Source organism: Nocardia suismassiliense (genome assembly GCF_900269665.1).
GTDB classification, from domain to species: domain Bacteria; phylum Actinomycetota; class Actinomycetes; order Mycobacteriales; family Mycobacteriaceae; genus Nocardia; species Nocardia suismassiliense.
The window spans coordinates 385,308-405,981 of sequence record NZ_LT985361.1; the positions used below are offsets into that span (position 1 = coordinate 385,308).

The 20,674-nt window shown below is 67.2% G+C and carries 16 protein-coding genes; 7 read left to right on the forward strand and 9 right to left on the reverse strand.

Annotation, left to right across the window (positions count from 1 at the left end):
- Positions 1-607: 607 nt before the first annotated feature.
- The 6 genes from DBO33_RS01780 to DBO33_RS01805 all read left to right on the forward strand — a co-directional run bounded on the left by DBO33_RS01780 (position 608) and on the right by DBO33_RS01805 (position 9,331).
- The gene (locus DBO33_RS01780) at positions 608-4,510 is read left to right on the forward strand and encodes a murein biosynthesis integral membrane protein MurJ (RefSeq protein ID WP_107653486.1); all 3,903 of its coding nucleotides are present in this window, start codon (positions 608-610) and stop codon (positions 4,508-4,510) included.
- Between the two features lie 290 nt (positions 4,511-4,800).
- Entirely contained in the window at positions 4,801-5,433 is a 633-nt protein-coding gene (gene sigM, locus DBO33_RS01785) for an RNA polymerase sigma factor SigM (RefSeq protein ID WP_456093874.1), read from the forward strand.
- A gap of 103 nt (positions 5,434-5,536) precedes the next feature.
- A complete protein-coding gene (locus DBO33_RS01790) occupies positions 5,537-6,346 on the forward strand; it encodes a hypothetical protein (protein WP_107653487.1) in 810 nt (269 codons plus the stop codon).
- A 153-nt stretch (positions 6,347-6,499) separates the two neighbouring features.
- Positions 6,500-7,486, forward strand: a complete 987-nt coding sequence (gene trxB, locus DBO33_RS01795; RefSeq protein WP_107653488.1) for a thioredoxin-disulfide reductase — start codon at positions 6,500-6,502, stop codon at positions 7,484-7,486.
- A 109-nt stretch (positions 7,487-7,595) separates the two neighbouring features.
- On the forward strand, positions 7,596-7,949 hold the full coding sequence (gene trxA, locus DBO33_RS01800; protein ID WP_107653489.1) for a thioredoxin: 354 nt from the start codon (positions 7,596-7,598) through the stop codon (positions 7,947-7,949).
- A 188-nt stretch (positions 7,950-8,137) separates the two neighbouring features.
- Positions 8,138-9,331 (forward strand): N-acetylmuramoyl-L-alanine amidase, encoded by a 1,194-nt coding sequence (locus DBO33_RS01805; RefSeq protein ID WP_107653490.1) that lies wholly within the window; start codon positions 8,138-8,140, stop codon positions 9,329-9,331.
- A gap of 71 nt (positions 9,332-9,402) precedes the next feature.
- Here DBO33_RS01805 and DBO33_RS01810 read toward each other — a convergent pair whose 3' ends face one another.
- The 9 genes from DBO33_RS01810 to rpmH all read right to left on the reverse strand — a co-directional run bounded on the left by DBO33_RS01810 (position 9,403) and on the right by rpmH (position 17,677).
- A complete protein-coding gene (locus tag DBO33_RS01810) occupies positions 9,403-10,137 on the reverse strand; it encodes a GNAT family N-acetyltransferase (RefSeq protein ID WP_107653491.1) in 735 nt (244 codons plus the stop codon).
- Between the two features lie 318 nt (positions 10,138-10,455).
- On the reverse strand, positions 10,456-11,475 hold the full coding sequence (locus DBO33_RS01815; RefSeq protein ID WP_107653492.1) for a ParB/RepB/Spo0J family partition protein: 1,020 nt from the start codon (positions 11,473-11,475) through the stop codon (positions 10,456-10,458).
- A gap of 70 nt (positions 11,476-11,545) precedes the next feature.
- The gene (locus DBO33_RS01820; protein WP_228540497.1) at positions 11,546-12,502 is read right to left on the reverse strand and encodes a ParA family protein; all 957 of its coding nucleotides are present in this window, start codon (positions 12,500-12,502) and stop codon (positions 11,546-11,548) included.
- A gap of 1,507 nt (positions 12,503-14,009) precedes the next feature.
- Positions 14,010-14,798 (reverse strand): 16S rRNA (guanine(527)-N(7))-methyltransferase RsmG, encoded by a 789-nt coding sequence (gene rsmG / locus DBO33_RS01825; protein WP_107653494.1) that lies wholly within the window; start codon positions 14,796-14,798, stop codon positions 14,010-14,012.
- Between the two features lie 146 nt (positions 14,799-14,944).
- Positions 14,945-15,451: a Jag family protein gene (locus DBO33_RS01830; RefSeq protein WP_370465417.1), complete on the reverse strand. Its 507-nt coding sequence runs from the start codon at positions 15,449-15,451 to the stop codon at positions 14,945-14,947.
- Positions 15,452-15,601: 150 nt separating this feature from the next.
- On the reverse strand, positions 15,602-16,696 hold the full coding sequence (yidC, locus tag DBO33_RS01835; RefSeq protein WP_107653496.1) for a membrane protein insertase YidC: 1,095 nt from the start codon (positions 16,694-16,696) through the stop codon (positions 15,602-15,604).
- A gap of 4 nt (positions 16,697-16,700) precedes the next feature.
- Positions 16,701-17,099 (reverse strand): membrane protein insertion efficiency factor YidD, encoded by a 399-nt coding sequence (yidD, locus tag DBO33_RS01840; protein ID WP_107653497.1) that lies wholly within the window; start codon positions 17,097-17,099, stop codon positions 16,701-16,703.
- Positions 17,096-17,512, reverse strand: a complete 417-nt coding sequence (gene rnpA, locus DBO33_RS01845; protein ID WP_107653498.1) for a ribonuclease P protein component — start codon at positions 17,510-17,512, stop codon at positions 17,096-17,098. The genes yidD and rnpA overlap by 4 nt, the downstream gene beginning before the upstream one ends.
- Before the next feature lie 21 nt (positions 17,513-17,533).
- Positions 17,534-17,677 (reverse strand): 50S ribosomal protein L34, encoded by a 144-nt coding sequence (gene rpmH, locus DBO33_RS01850; RefSeq protein ID WP_005516618.1) that lies wholly within the window; start codon positions 17,675-17,677, stop codon positions 17,534-17,536.
- Between the two features lie 664 nt (positions 17,678-18,341).
- Here rpmH and dnaA point away from each other — a divergent pair.
- On the forward strand, positions 18,342-20,405 hold the full coding sequence (gene dnaA / locus DBO33_RS01855) for a chromosomal replication initiator protein DnaA (protein WP_107653499.1): 2,064 nt from the start codon (positions 18,342-18,344) through the stop codon (positions 20,403-20,405).
- Positions 20,406-20,674: the final 269 nt, after the last annotated feature.

Consider the following 20,674-nt stretch of genomic DNA (forward strand, 5'->3'; position numbering starts at 1 on the left):
CAGGCCGTCGGGGCCGCCGCAGCCGTGGCAGGGCCAGCGCATGCCGCCGGGACCACCGCAACGTCCACCGGCGCCGCCACAACGTCCGGCGCCCGCACCGGCACCGGCCCAACGGCCCGCCCCCGCACCGCACCCCGGGCAGCGGCAATATCCGGCGCCGCCCCAGCAGCCTCGTCCGATTCCGCCCGGTCAGCGTCCTGGACCGCCGCCCGGTCAGTCGGGCGCGATTCCCGCCAGCCCCCCGCGGCCCGGCCAATCCGGCGCGATCCCGGCCAGCCCCCCGCGACCGGCCGCGCGACCCACACCCGGTCAATCCGGCGCGATTCCCGCCAGCGATCCACGCCCGGCCCGACCGGCACCCGGTCAGCCCGGCGGGAGTTCCGGCAACGACGCACGGCCCGCTCGGCCTGCACCCGGTCAGCCCGGCGCAACTCCCGGCAACGACGCACGGCCGGCCCGATCCGCATCCGGCGCGCCCGGCGCGATCCCAGCCGGCGACCCACGCACCGCGCGACCTGCACCCGGTCAATCCGGACCGATTCCGACCGGCTCGCCCCGACCCACACCGTCCGGCCCGCAGTCTGCGGGTCCGCCGCAGTCGAGCCGGATGCCACCGCCGCGTTATGCCCCGCCGCAAGCACGGCCCGAGCCGTACCCGCCGCCGCGCCGCAGGCCACCCGCGCCCGCGGTCGCCGAGCCTGCCGAGGTGGGCAACCGGCCACGAACCAAGGAGTGGCCCGCCGCCACCAAGGCCGCGGAACAGAAGCCCAATTCGAGCTCCCGGCTGCTCAGTGACTCCGGGTCGATCGCGTTCGCGACCCTGATCAGCCGAGTGACCGGTTTCGGTAAGCAGCTGCTGTTGCTCACCGTGCTGGGCCCGGCCATCGCCAGCGCGTTCACCGTGGCCAGCCAGATCCCGAACATGATCGCCGAACTCGTGCTCGGCGCGGTGCTCACCGCGATCGTGGTGCCGACGCTGGTGCGCGCGGAACAGGAGGACCCCGACAACGGGGCCGCCTTCGTCCGGCGACTCGTCACGGCCGCGTTCGTGGTGCTCGCCACCGCCGCGCTGCTGGCCACCGCGGCCGCGCCGCTGCTGACCACGTACGTGTTCCTGTCCGACGACGGCAAGGTCAACACCGGGCTCACCACGGCACTGGCCTTCCTGCTGTTGCCCGCGATCCTGTTCTACGGCATGTCCGCCTTGCTGACGGCCATCCTCAATACCCGCCAGCAGTTCAAACCCGGTGCGTGGGCACCGGTGCTCAACAACCTGGTCGTGCTCACGGTGCTCGGCCTCTATGTGCTGATGCCGGGCGAGATCAGCCTGAACCCGGTGCGGATGGGCGAGCCGAAACTGCTGGTCCTCGGCGTCGGCGTCACGCTCGGCGTGGTGGTGCAGGCGATCAGCCTGGTGCCCGCGATCCGCCGGGAGCACATCGATCTGCGGCCGCTCTGGGGTGTCGACGACCGGCTCAAGCAGTTCGGCGGCATGGGCGCGGCCATCATCCTGTACGTCCTGATCAGTCAGGCCGGCTTCGTTTTCGCGACCCGTATCTCCTCGCACGCCGACGCGGCGGGCCCGGCGATCTACAACAACGCATGGCTGCTGCTGCAGCTGCCCTACGGCGTCCTCGGCGTCACCGTGCTCACCGCGATCATGCCGCGGTTGAGCCGCAACGCCGCTGCCGACGACACCCCCGCGGTGGTGGACGACCTGTCTGCCGCGACCCGGTTGACCATGATCGCCCTGCTGCCGGTGGTCACCTTCCTGACACTCGCCGGACCACAGGTCGGCCAGGCGCTCTACGGATACGGCAACTTCGGCAGCGACGACGCCTCCCGCCTCGGCCTCGCGGTCAGCTGGTCGGCGTTCTCGCTGATTCCCTACGCGCTGGTGCTGATTCATCTGCGCGTGTTCTACGCCAGGGAACAAGCCTGGATCCCCACCTGGATCATCCTCGGCATCACCGCCGCCAAGATCGTCTTCTCGGCGATCGCCCCGATGGTCACCGATGCCGAGCACGTGGTGATCGCGCTGGGCGTCGCGAACGGTCTCGGATTCGCGGTCGGCGCCGTGGTGGGCGGCTACCTGCTGCACCGCAGTCTCGGCGACCTGCGCATGTCGAACGTCAGCCGGACCATCACCCGCGTCCTGTTCGCCTCGGTGGCCGGTGGGGCCGTCATGTGGATCGTGGACCGGGTGCTCGGCCTGGACCGTTTGACCGCGTCCTTCGGCGGACCGGGTTCGCTCGTTCGGGTGGCCATCACGGCGATCGTCATGTTCGCGGTCGCCTTCGGCCTGATGCGCCTGGCCGGGGTGCCGGAGATCGTCGCGATCACCGTCGCGATCTCGCGCCGCCTCGGCTGGACGCCGCCCGCGCCGGATCTCGATCTCGACGGCCCGGTCGACGATCAGTACGCAACTCAGGTATTGCGCAGGCCAGATCCATATTTGGCCTACCCTGGGTACGACCCGTACATGGATGCTCAGACCATGGTCTTGCCCGTGATCCGAGCCGATGCCGTTGACATCACCGGCATGGGCGAGTTCCCGTACCCTGTTCGGCAGAGAAGCACAAGTGGCGAAATCGCCGGAACCTCGAATTACCAGGGCGAAGGAGGACCGAGGGTGAGCGACGACGCGGTGGGCGGCGTCCCAGCCGCTGATTCTTCTGCGACCACGGCAGGCGGGCTTTCGACGGACGCTCCGCCACCCGGGGGAGAGCCGTCGGATCCCGCGTACGCGAACCGCGAGATCGGCACCGGCCCGCCCGATTACGACGCTCGGGATCACGACGGGACCGCAGTGGAGTACGACGGACAGCAAGGGCCCGACGCGGCCCCGCAGGGACACGACGCGGAACCACGCGATCGCCAGGGTCAGATCCCGGCGCGCGATCCGATGTACGACACCGGGATGATCCCGATCGGCTCGCCGGAGATGCCGCCGCTCGGTGGCGGTGCCCGGCGTACGCCGCGCGGCCCCAAGCTGATTCCCGGCGCTTCGGTGGCCGGCGGTCGATACCGCCTGCTCGCCGGGCACGGCGGCGCACGCGGCCTCAAGTTCTGGCAGGCGCTCGACATCAAGCTCGACCGCGAGGTCGCGCTGACCTTCGTCGACGCCGACCAGAAGGCCAGCGAGAACTCCGGCCACGACGGCCCGCAGGCCATTCTGTCCCGCACGCTGCGGCTCGGGCGGATCAACTCACCCGGCCTGGCCCGGGTACTCGATGTGGTGCGCGGTAGCTCCGGCGGCATCGTGGTGGCCGAGTGGACCCCGGGTCGCTCGCTGCGCGAGATGGCCGAGACAGTGCCCTCGCCGATCGGCGCCGCCCGCGCGATCCGTGCGCTGGCGTCCGCCGCCGAGCTGGCCCATCGCGGCGGTGGCTCGCTGTCCATCGACCACCCGGACCGGGTGCGGATCAGCGCGACCGGCGACGCGGTGCTCGCCTTCCCCGGCACCCTGGCCGACTCGGACGCGCAGTCCGATGTGCGCGGTCTCGGCGCCATGCTCTACGCGCTGATCACCGCCCGCTGGCCGATCCGCTCCGGCGGCGTCACCGGCACCGCCGCAACTGTCGGAGGGTTGCGGCTCGCCGACTTCGGCCCGGACGGCACGCCGGTGGAACCCCGTCAGATAAGACCCGAGGTGCCCTTCGAGATCTCGGCGGTCGCGGTGCGGTCGCTGGAGTCGAACAAGGGCGTACGTACCGCCGCGACCGTGCAGCACGTGCTCGAACAGGCGTCGGTGGTGGATCAGAAGACCGATTTCATCCCGGTGCTGCGGCTCGGCCAGCGGGCGACGCCCGCCCCGCCCGACGAGTCGCTCGCCGACCCGGACCTGCTCGCGGCCGAACGCGAGAGATCCCAGCGCATGATGTGGATCATGGTCGGCCTCGGCATCCTGGCCGCGCTGGTGGTCGGCATCGTGATCTGGTGGATGGTCAGCGTGTTCGCGCCGGGCGCCTCCGACGCACCGCTCAACGAGCAGCGCAATATCGGCCTCACCACCAACAGTGCGCCACCCACGACCCCGGCGGCCGCCGGACCGACCACCGCCTCGGGCGGGGTGCCGGTGCCGATCACCGCGGAGACGGTGTTCTCCCCGGAGGGCACCCCGGACGGGGCCGGCAACGTCAACGCGGTGCTCGATCAGAATCCGGCCACGATGTGGCGCACGGACCAGTACTACCAGCAGTTCCCCGCGCTCAAGCGGGGGGTCGGACTGCTATCGACGCTGCCGAGCCCGGCGAAGTTGACGAACGTCTCGATCAACTCGCCGAGCCCGGGCACCACGGTCGAGATCCGCACCTCACCGACCGCGCAGCCGACGCTGGACCAGACGCAGCTGATCGGCACGGCCAAGCTGGGCGACGGGGTCACCGACATTCCGGTACGCACCGATCAAGCCGCTCGTTATGTGCTCGTCTGGATCACCGGACTGGGAAACTCCGGTGGTCAGTTCCAAACTTCGATCGCTGATATACGTTTCGACGCCGCGGCTTGAGTCGTCCTGACGCCGGCGGCTGACGGCTGGTGAATCGACCCGGTCGGCCGATACCCGGCGAGTAACCGTGTGCTCGCGAAATAAGTTGGCGCCCTGCCCTCTCCGCAGGATGTCTGCCACCGCATCCCTCGTTTAGTTGCTGACGAATCGCGACGGACGATATGATCTCCTGGCGCTCTCAGCAGGGGAGCTTCCCGGGTTCTGGTGTTTCGATCCTGGATGCTGCGAAATTTCGGCGATGGTCAGCCATGTCCGTCGCCACCGTGAGCGCTGTCCAAGGGGTTGGCATTTTGTCGTCGGAACTGAACGAGGACTACCGCGGGGGGACATCGCGGTCGGTCGCGTACCGCGAACGTTCGTTCGTGGGCGCCGACTACACCGATGTCGAGCTGCTGCAGGCGCATGTGGGCGGCCAGCGGCACGCCTTCGCCGAGCTGCTACGCAGGCACAACGATCATCTGTGGCAGACCGCGCTGCGCACCTCCTATACGCGCGAGGACGCGGCGGATTCGCTGCAGGACGCGCTGCTCTCGGCGCACCGCACCGCCGCCTCGTTCCGCGCCGAGGCCGAGGTCCGCAGCTGGCTGCACGCGATCGTGGTGAACGCCTGTCTGGACCGGATCCGGCGCAACAAGATCCGCAAGGCCGTCTCCCTCGACCCGGAGACGATGCCCGAACCCCGCGACGACCGGGACGCGGTGGCCGAGATGGAGATGTCGCTGGTGGTCGACCAGGCGCTGTTCGCACTGCCGCCGGACCAGCGCACCGCTCTCGTTGCCATCGATCTCGAGGGGTATAGCGTGGCCGAAGCCGCCGCTATGCTCGGTGTTCCGGAGGGGACGATCAAGAGTCGCTGCGCCCGCGGTCGGCAACGTCTCCAAGAACGACTGGAATTTCTGCGTGATCCGGGGAACCGGAAGTAGTTGAGCTGCGTCATTAATAGTGACGAACCCGTAGACGATGTCCATGTAGTTCCCCACCCTCGAGGGGACCCCCGCGATGTCAGATGAGAATACTGGAGGTGCGATGGCAACCCGGTCCGTGCCGCAGCCTCCGTTCTCGGCCGAGCTGCTCGCCGACCTGCACGCCGACAATGTGACACCCGAGTTGCGCGAGCAGCTGTGGCCCGCCGTCCGGCAGGACGGTGAGGCGTTGCGTTTCGTGCACGCGCTCGACGAGGTCAGCGCCGAGTTGCGCGCCCTCGGGCGCAGCGACCGGATCATCCACCGCATGCCCGCCGACCTCGCCGCCGAGCTGGAGCAGTTCGTAGACGGTTTCGATCTGCACGAGGAACCCACCGAACAGGGCGCGACCATCTATCGGCTGCCGTTCTCGGCACCACCGGAAAACGCGGCGCCCGCCGAAAACCCCGCAGCCCCTGCGGTTTCCACCCCGCCCGCCGCACCGATCTCGCTCGACGACCGCCGACGCAGCAGGCTGCGCTGGCTCACCGCCGCGGCCGCCGCGGTGGCGGTCGTCGCCTGCGCCTCGATCGCGCTCACCGCGGTGCGCGGCAACGACGCCCCGCCGATCGCGCAGCCGACCTCGGACGTCGCCCACCTCGGCGAGGATCTCAGCGCGCCCGCGATGCTCAGCGCGCTCGGCCGCAACGACGCCACCGGCCTGCTCGGCAGCCCGGCCGCCAGGGAGCGCTGCATGCGCGCCAACGGGCTGGACCGCACCGTTCTCGGCTCGAACAACATGCGTTTTCACGGCAAAGACGCGGTGCTCATCCTGCTCACCGGGCCGCGTACCCCGAAAATCACCGCGCTGGTCGTCGGAACCGGTTGCACCACAGGCGATCCCCAGCAGTTCACCGTGCAAGACATCGGTTGAGTGACGCACCCGACAATCGATGTGCGGGGTGGCGCAACGCTCCCGAAACGGCACTGAGCCGAACCTCACGTGGTAGCCGACCGGTCCAGGAACAATAGCCATTACCCTGTTGTTGACCGAGACGTCCATTGATTTCTCCCCCGGAAGGGCCTCATGAGTGCGCCAGTTCGCGACCTGATCATCGTCGGCTCCGGACCGGCCGGCTACACGGCCGCCGTGTACGCGGCCCGGGCCGAGCTCCAGCCGCTGGTCTTCGAAGGCACCCAATTCGGTGGTGCGCTGATGACGACCACCGAAGTAGAGAACTTCCCCGGCTTCCGCGCGGGCATCATGGGCCCGGACCTGATGGAGGAGATGCGCGAGCAGGCCAAGCGCTTCGGTGCCGACATCCGCACCGAGGACGTGGACGCGCTCGATCTCAGCGGTCCGATCAAGACCGTCACCGTCGGCGACGAGACCTACCAGGCCTACGCCGTGATCCTCGCCATGGGTTCGGCCGCCCGCTACCTCAACGTGCCCGGTGAGCAGCGACTGCTCGGCCGCGGCGTGAGCGCCTGCGCCACCTGCGACGGCTTCTTCTTCAAGAACCAGGACATCGTCGTGGTCGGCGGCGGCGACTCCGCGATGGAGGAGGCCACCTTCCTGACCAAGTTCGCCAGCACCGTCACCATCGTGCACCGCCGCGAGGAGTTCCGGGCCTCGCGCATCATGCTGGAGCGGGCCAAGGCCAACGAGAAGATCAAGTTCGTGCTCAACGCCGAGGTCGCCGAGGTCAAGGGCGACACCAGCGTGACGAGCCTGGTGCTGCGCGACACCCGCACGGGGGAGACTTCGGAGCTGGCCGCGACCGGCCTGTTCGTCGCGATCGGCCACGATCCGCGCAGCGAACTGGTCCGCGACCAGGTGGAACTGGACGACGAAGGCTACGTCCAGGTGGTGCACCCGTCGACCGCGACGAAGGTGCCCGGCGTATTCGCCGCGGGCGACCTGGTCGACCACACCTACCGACAGGCGATCACCGCGGCAGGCACCGGCTGTCGCGCGGCCATCGACGCCGAGCGCTGGCTCGCCGATCAGGGCGACATCAGCTCCAACACCCTGGACCACGCCGGCCAGAACGTCGCCGTACCCGCCAACTGACCCCTCTGACAGCCCCGTCGCGCGGCAACTGAGCGACGGGGCCCTAGGGCGGTAGCTCCCGTGGCCACGAACCCGCACGGCTGCACCGCGATTCAGCAAGGAGAAACCCATGTCCGATAGTGCCAAGACCACCGTTGGTGACAAGAAGACGATCGTCGTCACCGACGCCTCGTTCGCCGACGACGTGCTGCTCAGCGAGAAGCCCGTTCTGGTCGATTTCTGGGCCACCTGGTGCGGGCCGTGCAAGATGATCGCCCCGGTGCTGGAGGAGATCGCGGGCACGCACGCGGACAAACTCACCATCGCGAAATTGGACGTCGACGCGAACCCCGGCACCGCCCGCGATTACAAGATCCTCTCGCTGCCCACTATGATGCTGTTCCGCGGCGGTAAGCCGGTGAAGCAGATCGTCGGAGCGAAGGGCAAAGCCGCCCTTTTGCGCGAACTCGACGGCGAAATCTGACACCTGTCGCGGAAATGCCATAGGCGCCAAAGGACGTCGAGATCGATCGACGCGCCGTAGGATGCCTGGACCCGGGAATGCCGAATTCCCGTCCGGGTCTGAGACAATCGACCGACGCCGGTCGTGCGAAGGTGTATCCCATCGCATGAGTGGGTACCCGGATTGACGGAAGGAAAGGGCTCTCACGCATGCACCGACTTCGTCACGGCGATAGCGGTCCAGCCGTAGCAGAGGTTCGGAGCACCCTGGCAAGTCTCGGGTTCTTACACGCGCACGTCGATACCGAACACGCCGACGCCCGCGAGTACTGGAAAGACACCGAGGCCTCCTTCGACCACCGTCTCGACTCGGCGGTCCGCGCGTTCCAGCAACATCGCGGACTGCTCGTCGACGGTGTGGTCGGCCCGGCCACCTATCGGGCGCTCAAAGAGGCGTCCTACCGGCTCGGTGCCCGCACGCTGATCTATCAGCTCTCCGCACCGCTGTACGGCGACGACGTCGCGACGCTGCAGCGCAAGCTCCAGGACCTGGGTTTCTACGTGCACCGGGTGGACGGCTACTTCGGCCCGCACACACACGAAGGGCTGTCCTCCTTCCAGCGGGAGATCGGGCTGGCCGCCGACGGCATCTGCGGGCCGGATACGTTGCGCTCGCTCGACCTGCTCGGCGCTCGGGTCACCGGCGGTAACCCGCATCGGATCGCCGAGGAAGAAGTGGTGCACCGGGCCGGTCCGCAGCTCACCGGCAAGCGCATCATCATCGATCCCGGTCTCGGCGGACCCGACAAGGGGCATCCGGTACCGACCGAATTCGGCGACGTGTACGAGTCGGAGATCCTGTGGGACTTGGCAAGTCGGCTCGAGGGCCGGATGGCGGCCACCGGCATGGAAACCTTCCTGTCGCGGTCCTGGGGCAAGAACCCGACCGACGCGGAGCGGGCCGAAATCTCGAACACCTTCGATGCCGACCTGATGATCTCGCTGCGCTGCGCGACCAACCCGAGCCCGCTGGCCAACGGTGTCGCAGGCTTCTATTTCGGCAACTCGCACGGCTCGGTGTCGATGATCGGTCAGGTGCTGGCCGGCTTCATCCAGCGTGAGGTCGTCGCGCGCACCTCGCTGCAGGACTGCCGGACGCACGCCAGGACCTGGGATCTGTTGCGGCTCACCAAGATGCCGACCGTACAGGTCGATATCGGTTATCTGACAAACGAATACGACGCCACCGTGCTCACCAATCCGCGCATGCGCGACGTGATCGCCGAGGCCATCCTGATCTCGGTCAAGCGGCTGTATCTACTCGGGCAGGACGACCAGCCAACGGGCACATACACTTTCGCGGAACTGCTGGCGGAGGAACTCGCCGCCGCCGACCGTATGTAGTCGATCGAAGCAAAGAGCCCCTGCCGATTCGATCTCGGCAGGGGCTCTTCTTTGTCTTCGTCCGGCAGGTGTCAGCGAACTCCGGCCCGGGCCGGGGGCGTCATCGCTGCGGCAGCGAGCAGCTGGTCCAGCGCGCGCTCCACGTCTTCCTTCCAGTAGTGATCGGAGTCGAGTTCCAGGCGCAGCCGGGGGAAACGGTGGTGCGGCGCGACCACTTTGAAGCCGACCTCCTCCAGAAAGTCCGCCTCGATCATGCAGGTCTCCGGCGAGCACTCGGTCTTCGAACCCGGTGCGTTCGCCCCGGAACCCTTGATCGGCGAGATGATTCGCTCCATCAGCGTCATCGAGCCGAAGCGCTCCGACAGCGCCTGCGAGGGCGGATCGGAACGAATCCCGAAGGACTCCAGCGCGCGCACGCCGCGGCGCACCAGATCGGCCACCACAGCCTGCATCAGCTGGTGGGCAACCTCCGCCTCCTGATACGGAAATTCGGCCTGCAGCGTGGTCAGCAGGACCGCGTCCGGGCTTACCGGCGAGGTGGGGAAGAGGGTGGCCCGCGGCACGGCGCTAGGTGGCGAATACAGCGCACACCCCGCGACGTTGCCGTCGACGTTCGCCACCTGCCCGCAGGAGCCCCACTCCAGTAGCACGGTGGAGAGCCAGGCCTCCTTCTCGAAGACCGGATCGCTGAAGCCGCGGGAGTCCTCGGCGACGGCGGGATCCATCTCCCAGAACACGCAGCGCCGGGAGTGCGCGGGGAGCTTGTCGAGCCCGCCGAGGGTTAGGGCCGTGACGCTGGTCGACACTGCTCTGCTCAGCCTCCAGCTGTCCGATTCGTCCACACTCATGTCGCCGCCTCGCTTGCGCTCGGCCCCAGTGTGCGCGAGGCACACTGACACGCGGTTCGTTCACTCACACCGCACCACTATTTTCTTGCCAGCAAGAATAAGCGATCAAGAGAACCCGCCTCATTCCACGTCGCTGTGCTGTTGGTCAAGAACTTGTGCTGGTCCGTCCGGGCGGTTCGTGTGCTTGGCTAACGCACGAAATCCTCTGCGTCACAGTGACGTTTCGGCTCCGACCTCGTACTCGTCGCATTCACAAGTCTATTTTGGTCACTTCTGTCACAAATCGCGCTTGCTCTGTTCCATTAAGCTGACGATCCGCTCGAGGTCGTCGACCGAGCCGAACTCGACGACGATCCGGCCTTTTCGCTTGCCCATGCTCACGATGACCCGGGTGTCGAACGAACCGGACAACCGGTCGGCCACATCCTGCAAACCCGGCATGTGAATCGGCTTGCGCTGCGGGGTCGGCGGAGCCGCCGGATCCGGAGCGGGCGTCGTCTCCTGGTTCGCGAGGATGACCGCCTCCTCGGTGCTCCGCACGGAGAGACCCTCGGCGACAACACGCTTGGCTAGTTCCTCCTGCGCGTCCGCTCCCGCGGTCAGCCCGAGTAGGGCACGCGCGTGTCCAGCCGACAGCACGCCCGCCGCCACCCGCCGCTGCACCGATATCGGCAGCTTCAGCAGACGGATCATGTTGGTCACGGCAGAGCGGGAACGGCCGATGCGATCGGCGAGCACCTCATGGGTGACGCCGAACTCTTCGAGCAGCTGCTGATAGGCCGCCGCCTCTTCCAGCGGGTTGAGTTGCACCCGGTGGATGTTCTCCAGCAAAGCGTCGCGCAGCATCGACTCGTCCGCGGTATCCCGGACGATCGCCGGGATCGCGGCGAGCCCCGCAACTTGCGAAGCGCGCCACCGGCGTTCGCCCATCACGAGCTGATACTTGTCGACACCCGGTTCGACCCGACGCACCACGATCGGCTGCATCAGGCCGAATTCCTTGATCGAGTGCACCAGCTCGTCCAGCGCCTCCGCCTCGAACACCTGGCGCGGCTGCTTCGGGTTGGGCTCGATCTGTTCCGGCGGAATCTCGCGGTAGGTCGCGCCGCCGGGGGAGAGGTCGTCCTCCGCCGGGTCCGGGACCCGATGCAGATAGGCCGAAGCGGGCTGCGGCCCGATCGGGTCCAGACCGATGACGCTGGCCGCTTGACTGCTGAGCCCCGGCGCCGCCGCCGGTCCCGTCGGGATCAACGCGGCAAGACCGCGTCCTAGCCCACCCTTCTTCGCCTGACTCATCGGTCCACTGACCCCTTCCTCGTTCCGCCACCAAACCGGGTCTTGCCGACCCGGCTCTCATCCAGCCAGCTCACTCCGCGGCTTCGGCCGCGGCATGCGCCATCGCCGTTGCCCTGGCCGCCATTTCGCGTCCGGCATCGAGGTAGCTCATCGCGCCTCGGGAGCCTGGATCATAATCGAGCACCGTCATTCCGTAGCCCGGTGCCTCGGACACCTTGACGCTGCGCGGAATCACCGACCGCAGCACCACGTCACCGAAGTGCCCGCGCACCTCCTCGGCGACCTGGTCGGCCAGCTTGGTCCGGCCGTCGTACATCGTGAGGATCACGGTCGACACGTGTAAATCGGGATTCAGGTGCGCCTGCACCAGACCGATGTTGCGGAGCAGCTGCCCGACACCCTCCAGCGCGTAGTACTCGCACTGGATCGGGATCAGCACCTCCTTGGCGGCCACCATCGCGTTGACGGTCAGCAGGCCGAGCGACGGCGGGCAGTCGATCATCACGTAATCGATGTCGTAGCCCGCGATGTTGGCCTCCTGGATGGCGGCCTTGAGCCGGCCCTCCCTGGCCACCATCGACACCAGTTCGATCTCCGCGCCGGCCAGGTCGATGGTCGCCGGGATGCACAGCAACCGCTCATTGTGCGGGCTCTGCTGGATCGCGTCCCGGACCGACACCTCGCCGATCAGAAGTTCGTAGCTGGACGGCACACCCGAGTGATGCTCGATGCCGAGGGCGGTGCTGGCGTTGCCCTGCGGGTCCAGATCGATCACGAGGACGGTCATCCCCTGATGCGCCAGGGCGGCCGCGAGATTCACCGCGGTGGTGGTCTTGCCGACGCCGCCCTTCTGATTGGCGATGGTGATGATGCGTTGCTCGTGCGGTTTCTGCACTGTCACCTTTCCTGGATGGAGAATCTGGCTGGCGCGTTGTGCTTCGGCCGCGATCGGGGTCTCGCTAGGGGAGATGTTCCCAAACGGTGTGCTTCCGAATGTCTCCGTGTCGAAATTGCTGGAGTCCAGCATTCCCGGCACGCGCGACGTAGTTTCCCGTGAAACATTCGCCGGACCGCTCGACATAGACAGCTCCTAACCCGAGAACTTCAGATCACGCTTCCGACGAGCGTCGGCGCCGTGTCATCAAACAGCTGGTGTCGGTTCGAACATGATGCTCAACCGGGTTCGCGGCGCCCGATCGACCGAGCGGAGCTCTCGTCGCGACACCAATTCCTCCGTGGCACCTACGCTCACGCCCGACGCCCACTAGCTTGCCAGCCGCGAGCGGGATAAGAAAGCTGAATCGCGGCAATGTACTCAGGACACGCCGATCTCACCCCATTCAGCCACCGATCCCCGATGTTTCACATGAAACCCGGGGTCCGCCAAGGGGTTGCCGGTCCAATCACTGCGGTGGAAGTCCGGCGCGATGCGCGGCTACCGCACCCGCTCGACAGCTTGTCCCGGTCGCCGATCCTGGCTGTGAAGCGACTCGGTCGCCAGCTCGCCGTTGCCTATGAACCCGCCTCTCGAACCATGAGGTGGGTTGCTGAACGAAGGAGACAGACCACTTTCGTTTCCCGTGAAACATCGACGCAGTTGCTCCGACGTTCGCATCGACTGCCGAGCCGAATCCCGCGACGGTTGAGCGCCCGCACTACATTCGGCCGCGCCGCCGAAGTAGCGCCCGCCTCCGTCTGCGATGTGTCACGTGACTCCCCTCGCGCACCAACCGATGAGCACAGGGGAGACCACCCCCGATCTTCTTGCGCAGCTGATCCGATCCTGATCCGCAATCCGTTTCACGTGAAACCGCCATACCCAAGTTGGTGCAGGCGGAGGAGCAGCGGCCACGCACCTGCCCGCTCTCCACGCACCCTCGGTCGACGACCAACAGCACAGCAGACCCGCCGACCGTGTTAATCCACCAGATCTCTGAAAGGCCTCACCCGACGTCTCGCTCAGGGCGACCGCAACACCTCAGCCCACCGACCCGCATCACCTCTCGCGCAGATCCCGACACTCCTCGGACTTGGGGGTCAGCCCACCCTCAAACTCGGGCCCGCCGCACCCGCGGCGCCAACGCCTCTGCTCGGTTTGTGGGAGCTCGTTCAGATTGAGCGGGAGGGTTACCGGCACCTCGTAGTGGCGGGACCCGCCCCACGGAATTGTGCAGACTCGGACCTCGGTCAGCGGGCCCGAAGAGGACGGAAGCTGATCCCACCAATCATCGAGCGGTGGCTGGGAGATCCACCGCGATGGCCGTCTTGCTGCTGCCGCTCTCCTGATTCGCGATGGGTCAGCTCCGCTTGGCGGAGTGATACGCGATGTACTCGCGGAGCCGGCACAGCGACGGGCAAGCGAGCGCACGGACTCACCCCGGTGACGCGTCGTTGATACCGACTGGGGTCATACGCCGACAGGGCCGCGGCAACTAACGCGACAGGGATTTCGTTGCGGGAGTAGCTCCCATGCTTCACGTGAAACCGGCCGAGTCAGCGGATCGCACACGCGGATCGCAAACGCCCGACTACTTCTACTTCGCCTTCCGGATCCGACCCGCCGCAGGCTTGTCAGCGCGCTTCGCCGCCCTCGCCTCTCGGCGCGCGGTCGCCTTCTCGCTCCGTGGGCGATGGGCTCGCTCGGCACGGGGGAGGCGTTCGGCGCTGATGATGAGGGTGGGGGTGGAGACGAGACCGGCGCCGCATTCGACGACCATCGCGTTGCCGGCACCGGCACGGGTGAGCGCCTCACCGTCGCGCTCGAGTTCCTCGGCGGCGCTGACTCCTTTGAGGGCGAGCATCCGGCCGTGGTCGCGGAGCAGGGGTAGGGACCACTGGGCGAGCTTGCCGAGGGGGGCGACGGCGCGGGAGGTGACGACGTCCGCGCCGCCCGCTTCTTTCATGACACCGGACTGCTCGGCTCGGCCGCGCACCACGGTGACGTCGAGGCCGGCCGCCTCGATGAACTCGCTCAGGAAGATGGTGCGGCGCAGCAGCGGTTCGACCAGGGTGATGCGGAGGTCCGGGCGGGCGATGGCCAACGGGATGCCGGGCAGCCCGGCGCCGCTGCCGATGTCGACCACGGCGGATCCTTCGGCGATCAGTTCGCCGATCACCGCGCAGTTGAGGATGTGGCGATCCCAGAGACGAGGTACCTCGCGGGGGCCGATGAGTCCGCGCTCGACGCCTGCGGTCGCGAGGGCCGCGCAGTACTGGCGCGCGAGATCGAGTCGGTCGCCGAACACCGCGGCGGCCGAGGCTGGCGGTTCCAGCTCGGCAGGCAACGCGGTGGTTCCACCGAGATCTCGTTCCACGTGAAACATCCTTCCGAACTCGAATCGATCAACGGCGACATACGAACAGTCAGCTGCCGGACACGAACAAGGCCCCCGATCCGAAGACCAGAGGCCCTATCCAACCACTTCCCGTCAGGGTGACGAAATGCGCCGTGCCCTAACGTGTCCGGCGCTCAGGCCGGAACGACCACCACATGCCGGTTCGGCTCGACGCCTTCGCTCTCGCTGTTGACGCCGTCGATCACCGCGACCGCGTCGTGCACGATCTTGCGCTCGAACGGAGTCATCGGCGCCAGCGACTCCGGCGCCCCCGACTCCAGCACCCGCTGCGCGGCGGCGGTGCCGAGCGCACTCAGGTCTTCGCGGCGCTTGGCGCGCCAACCGGCCACGTCCAGCATCAGCCTGCTGCGCACACCGGTCGCCTGCTGCACCGCCAGCCGGGTCAACTCCTGTAGCGCGTCCAGCGTCTCGCCGTTGCGGCCCACCAGCTTTGACAGATCCCGGCCACCGTCGATGCTCACGATGGCGCGGTCGCCCTCCACGTCGAGGTCGATGTCGCCGTCGAAGTCGAGCACGTCGAGCAACTGCTCCAGGTAGTCGCCCGCGATTTCGCCCTCTTCGATCAGGGCTTCCTCGGCATCGTTCACGACATCGTCGGCGTCCGTTTCCGCGTTCACCATCGTCGTCGCCACTGTGGCGTCCCCTCCGTCGGTCTCAACTGTCATTTGATTTCCTTCATCTGCTCATCACGCTCGCCGTGCGCTCGCCGCCGGACGGTGCGCGATCAAGGGGTTGCTCAGCGTGGTGGCCCGCCGACCACCGAAATGCGATCAGCGTCGGCGTTTCTGGTTCGCTCGGCCCCGGTTGCCCGGACGCTTCTGGCCACCCGGCCTGCGCTGTCCCGCGGCCTTGCCGGTGGTCTTGCCGGTCCCGTTGGTGGAGGGGGGAGCGTCGACCGCGTCCACAGCGTCGATGGCGTCCTCGACGGCATCTGTTGCCGTCTTCTTCCGGGTGTTGACCGGCTTGGCGCCTGGCTTCGGCGCGTTCTGCGCCCGCTGCTCGATCTTGGCCTGCTTCTTGGCCTCTTCTTCCTTCTCCATCTTGCCGAAGACGAGGTGCTGCTGGCCGTAGGTCCAGATGTTGTTGGAGACCCAGTACAGGAGGATGGCGATCGGCAGGAACGGACCACCGACCATCACGCCGAGCGGGAACACCCACAGCGCAAGCTTGTTCATCATCGCGGCCTGCGGGTTGGCGGCCGCTTCCGGTGTCTGCCGGGCGACCGAGGCGCGCGCGTTGAAGTGGGTGGCCAGGCCGGCGATGATCATCAGCGGGATCGCCACGGCGGCGATGGCCACCTTGCTCGGGACGCCGCCGTCGATGGCGAAGGCCTGCAGCTCGGAGTTCGGGATGGTGATGAAGGCCGAGATCGGCGCGCCGAAGATGCGGGCGCTCAGGAAGGACTGGACGTCGGCCGCGTTGAAGACGTAGTTCGGCGTGTTCGCGTTCTCGGTGATCGAGAGCCCCAGCTGGCCGAAGCCGTGGCCGGTGCGGTTGAACGAGCGCAGCACGTGGAACAGACCGAGGAAGACCGGCACCTGCGCCAGGATCGGCAGGCAGCCCATCAGCGGGTTGAAGCCGTGGTCCTTCTGCAGCTTCTGCATCTCGACCGCCATCTTCTGGCGGTCGTTCTTGTACTTCTTCTGCAGCTCCTTGATCTGGGGCTGCAGCTCCTGCATCTGCTTGGTGGTGCGCACCTGCTTCACGAACGGCTTGTAGAGCAGCACTCGGAGGGTGAACACCAGGAATACGACGGCGAGCGCCCAGGCAAGTCCACTGTCTTTACCGAGGCCGGGCACTGCGGCAAAAACCCGGTGCCAGAACCACAAGATCCAGGACACCGGATAATAAATGAAGTCGAGCACGGCTCTATGCACTCCCGTCGTTCGTATCGCCGATCACCGCGCGCGGTGATCCTTTCCAAGCGTTCGGCTCCGACACCGGATCGGCCTGCAGGCTGGTTTCCTGCGGCGCCGGCTCGGTGGCTGCCACGGTCCCTGGTGCGGTGCGAACGGTGCTTCGCTTCCGCTCCGGAACGGGGTCCCACCCACCAGGGTGCCAGGGCGCACATTTGGCCAGTCGCACGGCTGCCAATCCGAGGCCGATCAACAGCCCGCGCGTCCGCAATGCGGTGACCGCGTACTCGCTGCAGGTCGGGGTGAATCGGCACACCGGCATGCGAGTGGGGGAGACGTAGGTCCGATACAACTCGATCAGAAAGATCAGTGCGTTCGCCGGTAACCGGCCGATCTTCGCGGGCAGGCTCATGCCGGACCGGCTCCTGCTGAGCCGACACCGAGCTTGCGCACCGCGCCACGCAGCTGACGCAGCAGTTCCTCGGCGGAGGCGTCGGCCGCACCGGGCAGCGCGCGGATCACGATATCGGTGTCGGCGGGCAGCTCGGGAATCATCTGGCCGCACATATGACGCAGGCGGCGGGCCACACGGTGTCGAATCACCGCGTTGCCCACCGCCTTGCTGACGATCAGCCCGAAGCGCGGCCCGCCTACGCGGACCAGCGCACCGGCTGGATCATCATGTCGTCCATCTACGTCCACGACTCCGTCATACCCGTGCGTGAGCACGTGCACGACTACATCGCGCCTCCCGACTCGCTGGCCGCGGCGCACCGTCCGGGAGAAGTCGGCACGATGATGCAACCGATACGACTCAGGCAACACCCGAGCGTCCGCGAGCGAGGATCAGGCAGTGAGTTCGGCGCGGCCCTTGCGGCGGCGCGCCGAAACGATGGCGCGACCCGCACGGGTACGCATCCGGAGACGGAAGCCGTGGACGCGCGCCCGACGACGGTTGTTCGGCTGGAACGTCCGCTTGCCCTTGGCCACGGTCAACACTCCTCGAGTCAGTGGGCATCAGTTGATGCCCGAAGCTTTTTCGGTGAAACAGGTATTCGCGATGAATCGCAGGTCTGGTCATCATCGGCGCGTCGGTCTTGGCGCACAGTCGGTCGATCACGACCCACACGCGGTCAGCACAAGACCGCCACCGCACCAAAGGGTGACTGTACGAGGGTACTGATCGCCTAGGAGCGGGTCAAACTCGCCCCACCCGGACTGCCCCGATCGTCCGACCAGCACGAACCGCCACGGCCACACTCCAAGGCTGTGCATATCACTGTCCTGCCCTGTGAGTATTACCGTGAGTTCGTCCACACCCCTAGCCACGCCCGACCGCATCGGCAACCTGCTTTGCCGAAGGGTTGCTACACATCCGCAGTTCAGAGCGTTATCCACGGGACGCGCAGCCGCATTTCACAACTCCCCAGGGTTCTCCACATCTGTGGATAATTGTGTGGAAAGACCCCTGGAGTGGCATATTCGTAGGGCCGACGGTGCCACGCCGCGGCCCGGAATGGGGATCCGGGCAGCGTCCGGACCGGTTACGGACGTATGCGGGATCACGGTACCGATCGAGCATGGTCGTCACCACCACCTCCCCGCCTGCCCCGACCGTCTGCTCCTATCGACCTACTTCCGGGGAGGAAACTGCATGGACGACGAGCAGGACGTGTTGGCCACGGTGTGGCCCGAGGTAGTTGCCGAGCTGACCACCGGCTCATCCGACGGTGCCATTCCGCCGGTGACCCGAGCGCAGCAGGCCTGGCTGAAACTGGTCAAGCCGCTGACGGTGGCGCAGGGGTTCGCCCTGCTCTCGGTGCCTTCCTCGTTGGCTCAAGAGGCCATCGAACGCGATCTGCGCGAGCCGATCCTGCGGTCACTCGCCCGGCGCCTCGGCCCCCAGGTGGAAGGGCTCGGCGTGCGCATCGCCGCGCCGGCCGCCCAGAGCACCGAGCGGCCGGGCCACAATCCTCGGCACGCCAGGATGACGAGCACGCCCGAACGTTCCAGGGACAACGGGCACCGCGACAACGGTCCCCGCGATACCGGCCATCGCGACAACGGACCCAGGGACAACGGCCATCGGGACAACGGTCCCCGCGACAGTGGACCTCGCGACAACGGACGTGGCGACAACGGCCGCGGCCAAGCCGGTTACCCCGGCGGCGAGTACCAAGGCCGCGACGATTACCAGCAGCCGCGCTACGCCCAGACCAACGAGTACGCACAAACCCCCAGCTACAACAGCGGATCCGACTACGCCGACGCCGAGTACGCGCCGGAGTACGCGTCCGCGGGCGAGTACGACCGGCAGGACTACGGCCACGACGACTACCCGGTCCGCGACGAATACGCCCCCCAAGCCGACCTGCAGTCCGCACCACGCCACGAACCCACCCCCGCGCAGCGCCGCGAACAAGGCCTGCCCCCACGCCGCGAATCGATCCCGCCCGGCCAGGAGTCGTTGTTCACACCCGACCCAGGCCCCGCCGCCGTGCGCGGACCAGTCCGGGCGCCCGTACGCGAAGCGCAGTCCGACGATCCCGGCCTGGCGGCCGCGCACGAATCGGTCCGTGAGTCGGAGAACCCGCGGTCCGACCGCGACGACGAGCCCGTGGTCAACGCCCGTAACTCCTGGCCGACCTACTTCACCAAGTCGCAGGAGAGCTCGGCGCCGTCCAGCTCCTCGGCCAGCCTGAATGCGAAGTACACCTTCGAGACGTTCGTCATCGGCGCGTCCAACCGCTTCGCGCACGCCGCCGCGGTCGCCATCGCGGAGGCGCCCGCGCGCGCCTATAATCCGCTGTTCGTCTGGGGCGCTTCGGGTTTGGGCAAGACGCACCTACTACACGCGGCCGGCCACTACGCCCAGCGGCTGTTTCCCGGCATGCGGGTGAAGTACGTCTCGACCGAAGAGTTCACCAACGACTTCATCAACAGCCTGCGGGACGACCGGAAGGTGGCGTTCAAACGCCGCTACCGGGAGACCGACATCCTGCTGGTCGACGACATCCAGTTCATCGAGGGCAAGGAAGGTATCCAGGAAGAGTTCTTCCACACCTTCAACACCCTGCACAACGCCAACAAGCAGATCGTCGTCTCCTCGGACCGCCCGCCCAAGCAGCTGGCCACGCTGGAAGAACGGCTGCGGACCCGGTTCGAGTGGGGCCTGATCACCGACGTGCAGCCGCCCGAGCTGGAGACCCGCATCGCCATCCTGCGCAAGAAGGCGCGGATGGACCGGCTCGACGTGCCGCACGACGTGATGGAACTGATCGCCACCAGGGTCGAACGCAATATCCGCGAGCTGGAGGGCGCGCTGATCCGGGTGACCGCGTTCGCCTCGCTGAACGGGCAACCGCTGGACCTGCCGCTGGCCGAGGTCGTGCTGCGCGACCTGATGCCCGATACCGCGGCGCTGGAGATCAACGCGGCGACCATCATGGCGGTCACCGCCGAGTACTTCAACACCACGCTCGAGGAGCTGACCGGGCCGGGCAAAGCGCGGCCGCTGGCGCAGGCCCGCCAGATCGCCATGTACCTGTGCCGCGAGCTCACCGATCTGTCGCTGCCGAAGATCGGTCAGGCGTTCGGCCGCGACCACACCACGGTGATGTACGCGGAGAAGAAAATCCGCAAGGAGATGACCGAGCGCCGTCGGGTGTACGACCAGGTCCAAGAACTAACAGCCCGAATCAAACAACGCTCGCGCTGAGCTTTACTAACAGGCAAGCACCGCCCTGACCTGGGGCGGTGTTTTTTTTGGCCTGTGGATTCCTCGAGGAATCCTTGTGGAGTCCTCGAGGAATCCACCGGTTTGTGCACCGATTGGCTAACAGGTGTGGGGATGGACTGTGCGGTCTCCGCTAACAGGCCTTCATCCCCAGCATCCCCAGCCCGACTTGCGCACAGGCGGTGACCAGCGCGGCGTTCGGTCACGGGGTTGGGGAATCCTCGAGGAGTCCATGTGGAGTCCTCGAGGAT